This is a genomic window from Streptomyces kanamyceticus (assembly GCF_008704495.1).
Lineage (GTDB): Bacteria > Actinomycetota > Actinomycetes > Streptomycetales > Streptomycetaceae > Streptomyces > Streptomyces kanamyceticus.
This window is the reverse complement of sequence record NZ_CP023699.1, coordinates 5,189,610-5,203,914: the sequence shown is the minus strand read 5'-3', so window position 1 is coordinate 5,203,914 and position 14,305 is coordinate 5,189,610. Positions and strand designations below refer to the sequence as shown.

At 70.8% G+C, this 14,305-nt stretch carries 12 protein-coding genes; 7 read left to right on the top strand and 5 right to left on the bottom strand.

Annotated features, from left to right (window positions below; genetic code table 11):
• Positions 1 to 163 precede the first annotated feature (163 nt).
• The 3 genes from CP970_RS22105 to CP970_RS22095 all read left to right on the top strand — a co-directional run bounded on the left by CP970_RS22105 (position 164) and on the right by CP970_RS22095 (position 2,998).
• Complete coding sequence (locus tag CP970_RS22105; RefSeq protein WP_079043893.1) at positions 164 to 1,027, top strand: RNA polymerase sigma factor SigF; 864 nt, start codon at positions 164 to 166, stop codon at positions 1,025 to 1,027.
• Positions 1,028 to 1,271: 244 nt separating this feature from the next.
• Positions 1,272 to 2,135 (top strand): RNA polymerase sigma factor SigF, encoded by an 864-nt coding sequence (locus tag CP970_RS22100; RefSeq protein ID WP_055553717.1) that lies wholly within the window; start codon positions 1,272 to 1,274, stop codon positions 2,133 to 2,135.
• 77 nt (positions 2,136 to 2,212) lie between these two features.
• Positions 2,213 to 2,998 carry a hypothetical protein gene (locus CP970_RS22095; RefSeq protein WP_055553719.1) on the top strand — a complete coding sequence of 262 codons (786 nt, stop codon included), beginning with the start codon at positions 2,213 to 2,215 and terminating at the stop codon, positions 2,996 to 2,998.
• 73 nt (positions 2,999 to 3,071) lie between these two features.
• Here the strand turns inward: CP970_RS22095 and CP970_RS22090 are convergent, their stop codons facing one another.
• Positions 3,072 to 3,272 carry a hypothetical protein gene (locus tag CP970_RS22090; RefSeq protein WP_055553722.1) on the bottom strand — a complete coding sequence of 67 codons (201 nt, stop codon included), beginning with the start codon at positions 3,270 to 3,272 and terminating at the stop codon, positions 3,072 to 3,074.
• A gap of 179 nt (positions 3,273 to 3,451) precedes the next feature.
• Between CP970_RS22090 and CP970_RS22085 the strand changes: the two genes are divergently transcribed.
• The 4 genes from CP970_RS22085 to CP970_RS22070 all read left to right on the top strand — a co-directional run bounded on the left by CP970_RS22085 (position 3,452) and on the right by CP970_RS22070 (position 8,027).
• A complete protein-coding gene (locus tag CP970_RS22085; protein ID WP_055553724.1) occupies positions 3,452 to 3,955 on the top strand; it encodes a MarR family winged helix-turn-helix transcriptional regulator in 504 nt (167 codons plus the stop codon).
• Between the two features lie 13 nt (positions 3,956 to 3,968).
• The gene (locus CP970_RS22080; protein WP_079043890.1) at positions 3,969 to 6,521 is read left to right on the top strand and encodes an MFS transporter; all 2,553 of its coding nucleotides are present in this window, start codon (positions 3,969 to 3,971) and stop codon (positions 6,519 to 6,521) included.
• A gap of 198 nt (positions 6,522 to 6,719) precedes the next feature.
• Positions 6,720 to 7,538: a YceI family protein gene (locus tag CP970_RS22075; protein ID WP_055553726.1), complete on the top strand. Its 819-nt coding sequence runs from the start codon at positions 6,720 to 6,722 to the stop codon at positions 7,536 to 7,538.
• A gap of 33 nt (positions 7,539 to 7,571) precedes the next feature.
• Positions 7,572 to 8,027, top strand: a complete 456-nt coding sequence (locus tag CP970_RS22070) for a PPOX class F420-dependent oxidoreductase (RefSeq protein WP_055553728.1) — start codon at positions 7,572 to 7,574, stop codon at positions 8,025 to 8,027.
• A gap of 333 nt (positions 8,028 to 8,360) precedes the next feature.
• Here CP970_RS22070 and CP970_RS22060 read toward each other — a convergent pair whose 3' ends face one another.
• From CP970_RS22060 to CP970_RS22045, 4 genes are all read right to left on the bottom strand, one after another.
• Entirely contained in the window at positions 8,361 to 9,173 is an 813-nt protein-coding gene (locus tag CP970_RS22060; RefSeq protein WP_055553730.1) for a TetR/AcrR family transcriptional regulator, read from the bottom strand.
• Positions 9,174 to 9,265: 92 nt separating this feature from the next.
• Positions 9,266 to 10,768, bottom strand: coding sequence for an MFS transporter (locus CP970_RS22055; protein WP_150493771.1), 1,503 nt, complete (start codon positions 10,766 to 10,768; stop codon positions 9,266 to 9,268).
• Positions 10,769 to 10,888: 120 nt separating this feature from the next.
• A complete protein-coding gene (locus tag CP970_RS22050; protein ID WP_150493769.1) occupies positions 10,889 to 13,000 on the bottom strand; it encodes a glycosyltransferase family 39 protein in 2,112 nt (703 codons plus the stop codon).
• Complete coding sequence (locus CP970_RS22045; RefSeq protein ID WP_055555126.1) at positions 12,997 to 14,301, bottom strand: bifunctional glycosyltransferase family 2/GtrA family protein; 1,305 nt, start codon at positions 14,299 to 14,301, stop codon at positions 12,997 to 12,999. The genes CP970_RS22050 and CP970_RS22045 overlap by 4 nt, the downstream gene beginning before the upstream one ends.
• Positions 14,302 to 14,305: the final 4 nt, after the last annotated feature.

The window sequence follows — 14,305 nt, the reverse complement described above, 5'->3', positions numbered from 1 at the left end:
GGCTTTTCTGCGTCTTGTGCCCCAACTCCTCCCTCAACACGTAGTTATCGGGTGCTTGCACACAGTGCACATGTCTTGTGATGCTATGACCGCTTTTGACGGATGAGTTGATCAGGGTCGACCGAGCTTGACCGTGCTTGTTTGAGAAGGGGTGGCGTTGACCGTGCCGGCCAGTACTGCGCCCGAAGCTCCACCCGTGAACGCGCCCGAAGCTCCCCCCGCGCAGGCGCCACCCGCAAAGGCGGCACCGAGCACCGGGAGCACCCGCGGTGCCGACACCCGGGCCCTGACGCAGGTCCTCTTCGGCCAGCTCAAGGAGCTGGAACCGGGCGGCCCCGAGCACGGCCGCGTGCGCGGCGCGCTCATCGAGGCCAACCTCCCGCTCGTGCGGTACGCGGCCGCGCGCTTCAGGAGCCGCAACGAGCCGATGGAGGACGTCGTCCAGGTCGGGACCATCGGGCTCATCAACGCCATCGACCGGTTCGACCCGGACCGGGGCGTGCAGTTCCCGACCTTCGCGATGCCGACCGTCGTGGGCGAGATCAAGCGGTACTTCCGCGACAACGTCCGCACCGTCCACGTGCCGCGCAGACTGCACGAGCTGTGGGTGCAGGTGACCGGCGCGACCGAGGACCTCACCACCGCCTTCGGGCGCTCGCCGACCACCGCGGAGATCGCCGAGCGCCTGCGCATCACCGAGGACGAGGTGCTCGCCTGCATCGAGGCCGGACGCTCGTACCACGCGACGTCGCTGGAGGCCGCCCAGGAGGGCGACGGGCTGCCCGGACTGCTCGACCGGCTCGGCTACGAGGACCCCGCGCTCGACGGCGTCGAACACCGCGACCTCGTACGCCATCTCCTCGTCCAACTGCCCGAGCGCGAACAGCGGATCCTGCTCCTGCGCTACTACAGCAATCTGACGCAGTCCCAGATCAGCGCGGAACTCGGCGTTTCCCAGATGCACGTGTCGAGACTGCTCGCCAGGAGCTTCGCTCGGCTTCGATCCGCAAATCGGATCGAGGCGTAACCGTATCGAGTGGAGTGCCGTCGGGACTGTTCCCGACGGCACTCCTTCGTTAAAAGCCCCAGACCCCCTCTTTCCTGCACGGATGTCACCCTTGTTTGTCGACAAGTAACTACAGCGTGTTGCCGACATGTGACATTCTGCTGGAACCGCGTTTGCCGTAGCCCCACCTCCGGTATTCAGGTGGAGGCTGCGTTCCTCCGACGGGAGCGCCCGCCGCGACCGTCCGCGACCTCAAGGGGGTGGCATGTCCGCAGACCAGGGCAGCTCGAAGGTGCTCACACTCACGCTCACCAAGAGCCCGAGTGAATCCGCGCCCGACGCGCTTCGCAGTTCAACGGCCCCGGAAGCCATCGACACCAGGACCCTGTCCCGCTCCCTGTTCCTGCGGCTCGCCGCACTCGACCAGGACAGCCCGGAGCGCGTCTATGTACGCGACACGCTCATCGAGCTCAACCTCCCGCTCGTGCGGTACGCGGCGGCCCGCTTCCGCAGCCGCAACGAACCGATGGAGGACATCGTCCAGGTCGGCACGATCGGCCTGATCAAGGCGATCGACCGTTTCGACTGCGAACGGGGCGTGGAGTTCCCGACGTTCGCGATGCCGACGGTCGTCGGCGAGATCAAGCGCTTCTTCCGGGACACCAGTTGGTCGGTGCGCGTCCCGCGCCGCCTCCAGGAGCTGCGCCTCGCACTGACGAAGACCAGCGACGAGCTCGCCCAGCGGCTCGACCGCTCGCCGACCGTCCCCGAACTCGCCGCGGCGCTCGGCGTCTCGGAGGAGGACGTCGTCGACGGGCTCGCGGTGGGCAACGCCTACACCGCCTCCTCGCTCGACTCACCGGCCCCCGAGGACGACGGCGGCGAGGGCTCCCTCGCGGACCGCCTCGGGTACGAGGACACGGCCCTGGAGGGCGTGGAGTACCGCGAGTCCCTCAAGCCGCTGCTCGCCAAGCTGCCGCCGCGCGAGCGCCGCATCATCATGCTGCGCTTCTTCGCCAACATGACGCAGTCGCAGATCGGCGAGGAGGTCGGCATCTCGCAGATGCACGTCTCCCGCCTCCTCACGCGGACGCTGTCGCAGCTGCGGGAGGGTCTGATCGCGGACTGAGGGCTTCAACAGCCGCCTACGTGACCGGTGTTGCTGACGGGGTTCCTAATTGACGGACCGTCAGCCACACTGGCGCGATGCGACGTGCTGTGCGAAGTGTGCTCGGTGCCGGTGCCGCCGCGCTCTGCCTCGGCGGTCTGCTGTCCGCCTGCGGAGGCGACAGCGGAGACGGCTATGTGGCGACAGGACCGGCCGGGGCCTCCCCCGAGCGGGCGCCGGGGAAGACGGTGGCGCCGACCGGCGACGTGGATCTCGTGCCGCTCGACGCGGGCGGCGGCAAGCGCGGTAGCGGCTCAGGGGCGCCGTCGAGCGCCGGGGCGGGCGACAACGCGAGGGACGCGGGCGGCTCGGGTGACGCGGAGGGGAAGTCGCCCAGCGGCAAGGCCGGTTCGGACGCGGCGGGCTCAACTGGCTCGACGGGCCCTGCCGACCCGAGCGGCGGCGCGCCCTCGTCGAGCCACTCCCCGGGCGGACGCGGCGGCTCCGGTCCCACGGAGGGGCATTCCGGCACCCCGTCGTCGCCGCCAGGGACGGACAAGCCCACGCCCCCGAGCGGGCCCGCGAAGCTCGACGTCGGCGACCCGGAGCGGAAGCCCGCCGACAAGCGCTGGTGCGAGAAGGTGACCGTCACCTTCCGCAACACCGGCGGCTCGCCGGTGCGTTCGGGCACGGTCACCTTCGGCACGCACATCATCGGCGCGCTCGGCATCGACTGGGCCACGATCGAGTCGACCGTGAAGCTTCCGGCGCCGATCGCCCCCGGCCGGAAGAAGGAGAAAACCTGGCCGGTATGCGTCGACGCGTGGCGCGTTCCGCCCGGTATGCACGTGGAGACGCAGGACGTCTCGGTGGACTGGAAGTAGGGGCGCCCCGTAGGGGCGCGGGGAACTGCGCGCCCAGCCACGAAGCACCCGCACGGGACGTGCGGCGAAGGTCTTACTTAAGCGCGAGCCACGCGACACCGGCCACGACGACGATCGCGAGGACGACGCCGACGATCAGGCCGACGCGCGGCCCGGAGGAGGCGGCAGCCTGCTGCCGTTGACCCTGCGGCGACTCGTCCACGAAGGCGCGGAACATCTGCGTGCTGCCGGCGGGGTCGGGGTTGCCCTGGGGACCCTGGGGGTTATGTGCCATGGAGCAGGACCCTAGCGAATCCACCGCTCTCCGCCCAACCCCCTCTGGCCAGCGACTTTACGAGCGAGGCCCCAGACCTTTGCCGACTCTTTAGGACCTTGGTCCCGTTTTAGTTTGCCTGCGGCAACCAACTGCTTCTATCGTTGCCCTAAGCAACAAACAAATCCACAGGAGGTGCCGTGGCCGCGCAGCGTCAGTACGAGGAGCTGGCCCGACAGCTCAGCGCCATCGGTGCCGTGAAGCGCGGACTCGGACGAGGCCTGCCGCACGACTGCCCCGCCGGATCCGCCGCCGTACTCATCCTGCTCGACCGGCACGGCGAGATGCGGATGAGCAGGCTCGCGGAGCTGCTCGCCGTCGACATGTCGGTGACCAGCAGGCACGTCGCCCACGTCGCGGAGAGGGCGTGGATCCACCGGGATCCCGACCCCGCGGACAAGCGCTCCCGGATCCTGCGCCTCACGCCCACCGGCAAGGCCAAGGTGGACGAGCTCTCCGAGCTCTCCATCCGGACGCTCACCCATTACTTGCACGACTGGACGGACGACGAAGTGGTCCAGCTCAGCACGTTGCTCGCGCGCCTGCGCGACAGCTTCGGGGACTGCCGCGCGGCTTCGGCCCGGCTGCCCCTATCCCCCCACGACACACAGACCACCCCAGAGACCACCCGTACACCCGCGTAGAAAAAGGAAGTCCATGGCAACAACCACACCAGCCGGTGTGCGGGGCAGCCACGCCAAGCACGGAGCGCATCACGACGAGAACGCTCCGATGACGCACCGGCAGATCATGGAAGCGCTGTCCGGGCTGCTGCTCGGCATGTTCGTGGCGATCCTGTCGTCGACGATCGTCTCCAACGCCCTGCCCGAGATCATCGGTGACCTCGGCGGCGGCCAGTCCGCCTACACCTGGGTCGTCACCGCCTCACTGCTCGCGATGACCGCGACGACGCCCCTGTGGGGCAAGCTCTCGGACCTCTTCAGCAAGAAGGCCCTGGTCCAGATAGCCCTGATCATCTACGTCGGCGGATCGGTCGTCGCCGGGCTCTCCCAGAGCGCCGGGATGCTGATCGCCTGTCGCGTCGTCCAGGGCATCGGCGTCGGCGGTCTCTCCGCCCTCGCGCAGATCGTCATGGCCGCGATGATCTCCCCGCGCGAGCGCGGGCGTTACTCCGGTTACCTGGGCGCGACCTTCGCCGTCGCCACCGTCGGCGGTCCGCTGCTCGGCGGCGTCATCACCGACACCTCGTGGCTCGGCTGGCGCTGGTGCTTCTACGTCGGCGTGCCCTTCGCGATCATCGCGCTCATCGTCCTGCAGAAGACCCTGAAGCTCCCCGTCGTGAAGCGGAACGTCAAGGTCGACTGGGCCGGTGCCTTCTTCATCAGCGCCGCCGTCTGCCTGCTGCTCGTCTGGGTCACCTTCGCCGGTGACAAGTACGACTGGATGTCCTGGCAGACCGGCGCCATGGTCGGCGGATCCGTCCTGCTCGCGCTGATCTTCGTATTCGTCGAGTCCAGGGCGAGCGAGCCGATCATCCCGCTGCGGCTCTTCCGCAACCCCACCATCACGCTCGCCTCGCTCGCCTCGCTCTTCGTGGGTGTCGCGATGTTCGCGGGCACGGTCTTCTTCAGCCAGTACTTCCAGCTGGCGCGGGGCGAGTCCCCGACGATGTCCGGCGTCATGACGATCCCGATGATCGGCGGCCTGTTCGTCTCGTCGACCGTCTCCGGGCAGGTCATCACCAAGACGGGCAAGTGGAAGGCCTGGCTGGTCGCGGGCGGTCTGCTGGTCTCCGCGGGGCTCGGACTGCTCGGCACCATCCGGTACGACACCGAGTACTGGCACATCGCGATCTTCATGGCCCTGATGGGTCTCGGCATCGGCATGATGATGCAGAACCTGGTCCTGTGCACGCAGAACCAGGTCGCTCCCGAGGACCTCGGCTCCGCCAGCTCCACCGTCACGTTCTTCCGCTCCCTCGGCGGTGCGATGGGCGTCTCGGCGCTCGGCGCCATCATGGCCACGCGCATCACCGACTACGTCAAGGACGGCATCACCGACCTCGGCCCGAAGGCCGCGGCACAGTTCGGCCACGGCGGCACGGGCGGCGGCGGCATCCCGGACCTCGACAAGATCCCGGAGCCGTTCCGCACGGTCATGGAGAGCGCGTACGGGCACGGCATCGCCGATGTCTTCCTGATCGCCGCGCCGCTGGCGTTCATCGCCTTCCTGATCACGCTGTTCATCAAGGAGGTGCCGCTGCGGACCTCCGGCGCGCTGGCCCAGGCCGCCGCCGGTGACTCCGCGGACGGTGTGGCTCCGGCCGCGGCTCCCGCCGCGACCGCCGTCGCCGACGAGCCCGTACTCGCCTCCGTCGCCTCTGCCACCTCTGCCGCCTCGTCCGCCGAGGCCGGGCCCGAGGGCACGCAGAAGCTCGCCGCCGTGGCGTCCGTCGCCGGGGCCGGAGGGCTTCCCCCGCAGGTCACGGGCGGCATCCCGGTGGGCGGCTTCGTCCGCGGCGCCGAGGGTGTGCCGGTGCCCCGCGCCGCCGTCACACTGATCTCCCTCGGGGGACGGCAGCTGGGCCGCGCGGTCGCGCAGGGCGACGGGTCCTACGCGATCGACGCCCCCAGCGCCGGGTCGTACGTCCTCATCGCCTCCGCCGACGGGTTCCAGCCGCAGGCGTCCACCGTCGTCGTGGGCGCGGATCCCCTCGCGTACGACATCCTCCTGAGCGGCACCAGCGGGCTCACCGGTGTGGTGCGCAACGTGGACAGCAAGCTGCCCGTCCACGGCGCGATGGTCATCATCACCGACGTGCGCGGCGATGTGCTCGCCACCGGAGTCTCCGGTGAGCAGGGCGAGTTCACCTTCGCCGAGCTGGTCCCCGGCACGGTCACCGTCGCGGTGAACGCCGCGGGGCACCGGCCGCTCGCCCTGCCCGTCGAGGTCGGCGGCGCCGGGGTCACCCGCGTCGAGGTCGAGCTCAACTCCGGTTCCCAGGTGCTTGGCACGGTGCGGGCCGGCGCCGGGCCGCTGAACGACGCGCGGGTCACGCTCGTCGACGCGGCGGGCAACGTCGTCGCCACCGCGACCACCGGGGCGGACGGGGCTTATGCCTTCACCGACCTGGACAGTGGTGAGTACACGGTCATCGCGACCGGGTACCCGCCGGTGGCCACCGGTCTCACGGTGACCGGCAGCGGTGTCGACAACCACGACATCGAACTCGCCCACCCGGGCGAGTGACCGACCCCGGCCCGTGGCCGCGCCCCGAGCGGAGGCGTGGCCACGGGCCGGTTGCGGAGGGGCCCCCGGGCCGGCGGTGGCGTTCACGGCAGGGGACAGCCGGTCATCGCCGCCGGGGGTCGTTCTTTTTGCGCTTTCTGGGGTCGCGGTTCTGTGGCCCCGTTCTTTTGAGCTTGGTATGGGCAAGGAGTAAACGGGATGGGACTGAACGCTCGGATCCGCACGCGTGACGGCTGGGCCGTGCCGCACGCCGTCGTCACGGTGACGGACATGACGGGGACGCAGGTGCTGCGCGTGGACGCGGACGACGAGGGCGCCGTACGAGACGCCACGGTGCTCCCGTCCGGGCCGTACACGGTGATCGTCACCGCCGTCGGCTACGCCCCGGTCGCCTCGACCGCGCTCGTCACCGCGAGCGGCCGCGCCGAGGTCGGCAACGTCGTCCTCGCCCGGCAGGGCGGCACGGAGCTGCCGCCGCCCGGGCCGTGGACCGTCGACCCCGCGCACTCCACGGTGGGCGCCGTCGCGCAGCACCTCGGGATCACCAGCGTGCACGGGCGGTTCACGGAGTTCGGCGGGCGGGTCGAGATCGCCGAGGACGTCGAGAAGTCACGGGTCGAGGCGGTCATCCGATCGGCCTCGATCGACACGGGCAACGGGATGCGGGACGGGCACCTGAAGTCCCCCGACTTCCTGGACGTCGACCAGTACCCGGAGATCACCTACCGCTCCAGCGGGCTCACCCCCTCGGGGACGGACCGGTGGACGGTGCACGGGGAGCTGGGGATGCACGGGGTCGTACGCCCGGTGGACCTGGAGCTGAGCTACCTGGGGACCGGGGCGGATCCCTGGGGCGGGACGCGAGCGGCGTTCCGGGCGACGGCCGAGCTGCGCCGGGAGGACTTCGCGATGAACTACAACCAGGTGGTGCAGGCGGGGATCTCGGCGATCGGCACGACGCTGAAGGTGGAGCTGGACATTCAGGCCGTGCAGGGGGACGCGTTGCCCCAGGTCTGAGGATCGGGTCGGCCCCGTCGTTAGGGTGCTCGCATGGCACCCAACATCGCTACCAACACCTCTGTCACCCTTGATGAGTTGCTGGACTTCGTCCGGCCTCGGCACCGTGCGGTCCTGTTGACCGCACGGGCCGACGGGGCGCCGCAGGGTTCGCCCCTGACCTGCGGGGTCGACGACTCGGGACGCATCGTGATCTCCACGTACCCGGAGCGGGCCAAGACGCGGAACGCCAAGCGGAATTCTCGGGTCAGTGTGCTGGTGCTGAGTGACGAGTGGAACGGGCCGTGGGTTCAGATCGACGGTACGGCGGAGGTGCTCGATGCTCCGGAGTCCGTGGAGCCGCTGGTGGAGTACTTCCGGAACATCTCCGGGGAGCATCCTGACTGGGCCGAGTACCGGGCGGCGATGCTGTCACAGGGAAAGTCGATCATCCGGGTGACACCGGAGCGGTGGGGGCCGGTGGCCACGGGGGGCTTTCCGGCGAAGTAACGTCCCCTCGGCGCCGGTGCCTTCCTCCACCCGCACCGTGCTTGTGCCCCCGCTCCGCCCCTCGGCGACGGGGGCTGTGCCCACCCTTCCCCAAGCTCTCGGCTTCGCTCGAGCAGGGGAGACCCCACTCGCCCTGCGGAACATCTGCCCACAGCGGCGGACCCCCACCGGCCCGCAGTCGCCATCCCGGCCTGAGGGGACGTGGCGGTATGTCCGCCCGGAGCACTGGGGGCCACGTACCGAGGTGCCCGAAGTGTGGCAAGGCTCTGGGACGGCGAGGACGGACATACCGCCGCGGCCCCGCCCCACAGCCGAAGCCAAGGCGGGTTGCTCCTACAGGGAGGATTCCGCGCCGAGGAGCGCCTCAATGCCAGCCATCAAAAGATCCAGCGCCGTGGTGAAGTCACGGTCCCACATCTCCGCCACGGTCGCCCCGCCCCGCGCCTCCAGCAGCCGGTCCGCGCTCTGCATCAGCTCGTGCGACCTGAGTCCCTCCCGGACGGCGTCGACCGCCTCCCGGTAGTACTCGTCCTGCGTCATCCCCGCCGCCCGGCTCCGCGCGGTGACCAGGCCCTCCATGGTTCCGAAGCCGTAGACGAACTGGAAGACCGCCGCGATCGCCCCGTTCTGGCGATCCGCCGAAAGACCCGTGTTCTGTACCGCCCGCTGCACCGCGAGCGCGAACTCCAGCCACTTCGGGCCCACGTTGAGGTACTTGCCGACCAGCGGCGACACCCACGGATGCCGGATCAGGAGCGCCCTGTACTGGTCCGCGAGCTCGCGCAGTTGTTCCCGCCAGCCCCCGGGCGGCGCCGCGTCCGCGTCCGTGTCCGTGTCCGTGTCCGTGTCCGGCAGGACCATCTCGCCGCAGGCCGCGTCGAGGGCGAGTTCGAGCAGGTCGTCCTTGGTGTCGACGTACCAGTAGACGGACATCGCCGTGACGTCGAGCTCCCCGGCGAGCCTGCGCATGGAGAACTTGGCGAGGCCCTCCGCGTCCAGGAGGCGGATCGTGGCCTCGGTGATCCGGTCCCTGTCGAGACCGCTCGGATGGTCACCTTTGCGGCCGCGGCCGCGTGGTGTCTTCTCCTGCAGCCAGACACTCGTCCGCGCCTGCCGCTGCGTGCGCGCGGCCGCCGTCTTCGCCATGGCGCGCCTTCCTCGTAGTCCTCGGTGGGTGAGCGGTTCGGGGCGGGCGGCCGAGAGCTATCTGGAACGCACTCCTCCGCCCGCCTCCGATGCTATGCCGCGTTCTCCCGCACAGATCCTGCCCGCTCCGCCCGCCGCAGCAACGCCGCCGCGAGGACACCTCCGAGGAACACCGCCACCGCGCCGACCAGCTGGCTCGTCTCCAGGCCCGAGGCGAACGCGTCGGCGATCTCCTCCCGCTCCCCCGTCGTCTTCGCCGCCGCCATGGCCGCGGGGAACGACACCGCGGAGACCGTGACGAGCGACGCGAAGCGGGAGTTGAGGACCGCGCCGAGGACGGCGACGCCCAGGCCGTTGCCGAACTCCGCGAGCGTGCCGTTGATTCCGGCGCCCACGCCCGCCTTCTCCGGCGGTATGGCGCTCATGATCGCGTTGGCCATGGCGGGCATGGCGAGGGCGATGCCCGCGCCCATGATGACGAGACCCACCAGCATGCCGGTGTAGTCGTCCCCGCCGAACAGCGCGATCACCGCGAGGCCCGCCGCGGACAGGCTCATGCCCGCCAGGATCGTCGGGGGCGTGCCCAGCTTCGCGTGCACCTTCGCGCCGATGCCCGCGAGGTTGAGCGCCACGATGGTCACCGCGAGCGGCGCCGTGCGCAGGCCCGCCTCCAACGGCCCGTATCCGAGCACGAACTGGAGGTGCTGGGTCAGCAGGAAGAGCGAACCCGCCAGGCCGAAGGCGACCAGGATCGTGCCCGCCACCGCGCCGATGAACCGCTGGTTGCGGAAGAAGTGCATGTCGAGCATCGGGTACGGGACGCGCAGCTCCCAGAGCGCGAAGGCGCCGAGGACCAGCACGCCGACCGCCGCGGCGACCAGGACCTGCGCCGACGTCCAGCCGTGCTCAGGACCGGAGATGATCGCGTAGACCACCGATGCCATGCCGATGGTCGAGAGCAGCGCGCCCATCAGGTCGGGGCGGTCGCCCTGCGGGTTCTTGGACTCGGGCACCATCTTGAGGACCGCGACCAGGCCGATCAGCGCCACCGGGATGTTGATCAGGAAGATCGAGCCCCACCAGAAGTGGTTGAGCATGAAGCCGCCGAGCAGCGGTCCCGCCGCGAAGCCGAGGGAGTTGATGGTCGCCCAGAGGCCGATGGCCCGGACGCGCTCGGTGTCGTCGAAGATCTGCACGACCACGGCGAGGGTCGTGGTCATCAGCAGCGCGCCGCCGATGCCCATGCCCGCGCGGGCGGCGATGAGCTGACCCGACGACTGCGCGAGGCCCGCGCAGAGCGAACCTATGCCGAACAGGGCGAGGCCGGTGGCCAGCATCTTCTTGCGGCCCCAGCGGTCCGCCGAGCTGCCCGCGGTGAGCAGCAGGCCGGACTGCACGAGCGAGTACGCGTTGATCATCCACTGGATGTCCGACGTCGACGCGTCCAGTTCCCGGGTGAGGGAGGGGATCGCGACGCTCAGGACGGTGTTGTCGAGCAGCACGGTGAGCTGGGCCAGGCAGATGACGCCGAGGATCAGCCAGCGCTGCGGGTGCCTTTGTGTGGCGGTCGGGGACTCGGCGGTCGGCGCCGTCATGCGCGCTCCTTCTCAAACTGCGGGTACGCCCGCTTCTACGGTGTACGAGGCTGGTGCGACGTACACCGTAGAGCAGTTCCCATACGGCGTACAAGACAGTTTTCGGGCGGGCCTCCCGCGCTACGCCTTGGGGCTCGTCAGGTCGTAGAACGTGGCGCTGCCGACCGTCACCTTCTCGAAGGTGTCCTCGACCCAGGACGTGATCTTGGAGGACCCGCCCGCGCCGCCCATGCCGCCCGTCCCGCCCGCGATGAAGTAGTGGATCTCGCCGTCCGCCACGTACCGCTTGAACCGCGCGAGCGTCGGCGACGGGTCGCTGCCGTTGAAGCCGCCGATCGCCATCACCGGGTCGCCGGTGGCCAGTTGGTAGCTCGCCGCGTTCTGCGAGCCGATGGCCGCGGCCGCCCAGGTGTAGTCCGCCGCGTCCGTCTCCAGGAGTTTCTTCGCCTTGGCGGAGACCTGCGCGCCGTCGAGCAGGCCGCCCATGCCGCCACGCATGCCGCCGCCCTCGCCGCCCTCGCGGGTGGCGCCGCCCTGGCCGGGGGGCATGCCGGTGGTGGGTCCGGTTCCGGTTCCGTTCGCCCTTCCGGGCCCGGTCCCCGGTCCGTTGCCCGGTCCGTTGCCCGGTCCGCCGGGAAAGCCGCCCGGCGGCTGGCGCATTCCGCCACCCCCGGGTCCGCCCATCCGCCCCGCCGACGCGGGCCCCGCCGTCACGATCGAGCCCGTGTGCGCGCTGTCCACCGTCGACAAGGTGTACGCCACCGGGCCCGCCACGGACGCCGCGAGGCCGAGGCCCGCCGCCGCCAGGGCGAGGTGACGGCCCGCGCGGCCCGCGAACAGCAGGCCCACGGCCGCCGCGAGTCCCGCGACCAGCACGGTCGTGCGCAGCCAAGGGAGGTGGTCCGGCGTGCGGCCCAGCAGGACGTACGCCCAGACCGAGGTGCCCGCGACGGTCGCGCCGAGCACCCCGCACGCCCACCACTTGGCCCGCTCCTCCCACAGGACCGTGGCGCCCATGCCGACGAGCGCCGCGAGGTAGGGGGCCAGGGCCACCGTGTAGTACTGGTGGAAGATCCCCGCCATGAAGCTGAAGACCCCGACGGTCATCAGGAGCGCGCTCCCCCAGGCGACGAACGCCGCCCGCGCCGTGTCCGTCCTGCGGGCCCGCCGGGTGAGCGCGAGGCCCGCCACGAGGAGGATCAGCGCCGCGGGGAGCAGCCAGGAGATCTGGCCGCCGACCTCGGAGTCGAACATCCGGCCGAGGCCCGTCTCACCCCACTGACCGCCACCGCCACCGCCGGGACCGCCACCACCAGGGCCGCCCCCGCCGCCCACGCTGCCGGTCTCCTCGCCGTTGATGCGGCCGAGGCCGTTGTAGCCGAAGGTCAGCTCCAGGAACGAGTTGTTCTGCGAGCCGCCGATGTACGGGCGCGAGGACGCGGGCCACAGTTCGACGATCGCCACCCACCAGCCGCCCGCGACCACCATCGCGCCCACCGACAGGGCGAGTTGACCGAGGCGCTTGCGCAGCCGTACCGGCGCGCACACTGCGTACAGGACCGCGAGCGGCGGCAGGATCAGGAACGCCTGGAGCGTCTTGGTGAGGAAGGCGAAGCCGACCGCGACGCCCGCCCACACCAGCCACTTGGTGCGGCCGTGTTCCAGGGCGCGCAGGACGCAGTAGACCGTGACGGTCATCAGGAGCGCGAGCAGCGCGTCTGGGTTGTTGAAGCGGAACATCAGCGCGGCGACCGGCGTCAGCGCGAGCACCGCGCCCGCGATCAGCCCCGCCGCCGGGCTGAAGCGGCGTCGTACGGCGGCGTACAGCACGCCGACCGTCGCCACGCCCATGACGACCTGGGGGACGAGGATCGCCCAGGAGTTGAGCCCGAAGAGGCGTACGGAGAGGGCCATCGGCCAGAGCGCGGCCGGGGGCTTGTCGACGGTGATCGCGTTGCCCGCGTCGAGCGAGCCGAAGAAGAGGGCCTGCCAGCTCCGGCTGCCCGCCTGGACGGCGGCCGAGTAGAAGGAGTTGGCGTAGCCGGACGCGCTGAGGTTCCAGAGGTAGAGGACCGCGGTGGCGAGCAGCAGGCCGAGCAGGGCGGGGCGCGCCCAGCGCGGGTCGTCGGCGCGGCCGCGCCACAGCCGGGCGAGCGGCGCCGCCGCGCGGCCGCGGGCCCCCTCCGCCCGCGTGTCGTGAAGTGCCGCCGGCGCGGCGGGAGTCGTCGTCATCGGGCGTTCCTCGGATCGGGTGTGTGGGGCGTCATGTCGTACGAAGGCGTCGCTGTCACCGCGGCGCGGTCGGGGAACACCCAGGCGCGCAGGAGCAGGAACCGCAGGACCGTCGCCGCGAGGTTCGCCGCGATCAGGACCGCGAGTTCGGTGGAGTGCGCGGGGGATCCGGACGCGGCGTCGAGCGCGGCGAGCGAGCCGCTGGTGAGGGCGAGGCCGATGCCGAAGACCACCAGGCCCTGCGCCTGGTGGCGCATCGCGCGGTCGCGGCCGCGTACCCCGAAGGTGAGTCTCCGGTTGGCCGCGGTGTTGGCGACGGCGGAGACCAAGAGGGCGAGCGCGTTGGCCGCCTGGGAGCCCGTGAACGTACGGAATCCGCTGTAGAGGAGCAGGTAGAACAGGGTGGAGAGGGCGCCGACCACGCAGAAGCCGACGAGCTGGCGGGCCAGGCCGCCGGGGACGCCGGTCAGCTCCCTGTCGCGCGGGTCGTCACCGAAGGGGCGGGCCAGGCGGTCGAGGGGCAGCGCGCCGACCGCGAGCGCGCGGCCCACCCGCCAGACGCCCTTGAGGTCGTCGGTGGCCGTCCGCACCAGATGGACGGTGGATTCGGGGTCGTCGACCCAGTCGACAGGGACCTCGTGGATGCGCAGCCCGGCGCGCTCGGCGAGGACGAGGAGCTCCGTGTCGAAGAACCAGCCGGTGTCCTCGACCAGCGGCAGCAGGACCCGGGCCACATCGCCCCTGATCGCCTTGAAGCCGCACTGGGCGTCGGAGAAGCGGGCGTGCAGGGAGCCGCGCAGGATGAGGTTGTACGCGCGGGAGATCAGCTCGCGCTTGGGTCCGCGCACCACCCGCGAGCTGCGTGCGAGGCGTGAGCCGATCGCCAGGTCGGAGTGGCCCGAGATCAGCGGGGCGACCAGCGGGAGCAGCGCGTTGAGGTCGGTGGAGAGGTCGACGTCCATGTAGGCGAGGACCGGCGCGTCGGACGCGGACCAGACGGCGCGAAGCGCCCTGCCCCGGCCCTTCTGGTCGAGCCTGACGTGCCGTACTTCCCGTACGGAGGCGGCCAGTTCGGCGGCGATGTGCGGGGTGCGGTCCGTGGACGCGTTGTCGGCGACCGTGACGCGGAAGGGGTAGGGGAAGGTGCGTGAGAGGTGGTCGCGCAGCCGCAGGACGCACGGCCGCAGGTCCTTCTCCTCGTTGTAGACCGGGATCACGACGTCCAGGACGGGCACTTCGCGCCATGCGGCGGGGAGGTGTTCCCGCGACGGCAGGACGCCCGGGGAAGTGTCGGTTCGCATGGGA

Coding starts and splice junctions, on each gene's coding strand:
- CP970_RS22080 (WP_079043890.1), top strand. CDS start 3,969: ATGGCAACAACCACACCAGCCGGTGTGCGGGGCAGCCACGCCAAGCAC.
- CP970_RS22060 (WP_055553730.1), bottom strand. CDS start 9,173: ATGGCGAAGACGGCGGCCGCGCGCACGCAGCGGCAGGCGCGGACGAGT.
- CP970_RS22055 (WP_150493771.1), bottom strand. CDS start 10,768: ATGACGGCGCCGACCGCCGAGTCCCCGACCGCCACACAAAGGCACCCG.
- CP970_RS22075 (WP_055553726.1), top strand. CDS start 6,720: ATGGGACTGAACGCTCGGATCCGCACGCGTGACGGCTGGGCCGTGCCG.
- CP970_RS22070 (WP_055553728.1), top strand. CDS start 7,572: ATGGCACCCAACATCGCTACCAACACCTCTGTCACCCTTGATGAGTTG.
- CP970_RS22100 (WP_055553717.1), top strand. CDS start 1,272: ATGTCCGCAGACCAGGGCAGCTCGAAGGTGCTCACACTCACGCTCACC.
- CP970_RS22095 (WP_055553719.1), top strand. CDS start 2,213: ATGCGACGTGCTGTGCGAAGTGTGCTCGGTGCCGGTGCCGCCGCGCTC.
- CP970_RS22045 (WP_055555126.1), bottom strand. CDS start 14,301: ATGCGAACCGACACTTCCCCGGGCGTCCTGCCGTCGCGGGAACACCTC.
- CP970_RS22090 (WP_055553722.1), bottom strand. CDS start 3,272: ATGGCACATAACCCCCAGGGTCCCCAGGGCAACCCCGACCCCGCCGGC.
- CP970_RS22050 (WP_150493769.1), bottom strand. CDS start 13,000: ATGACGACGACTCCCGCCGCGCCGGCGGCACTTCACGACACGCGGGCG.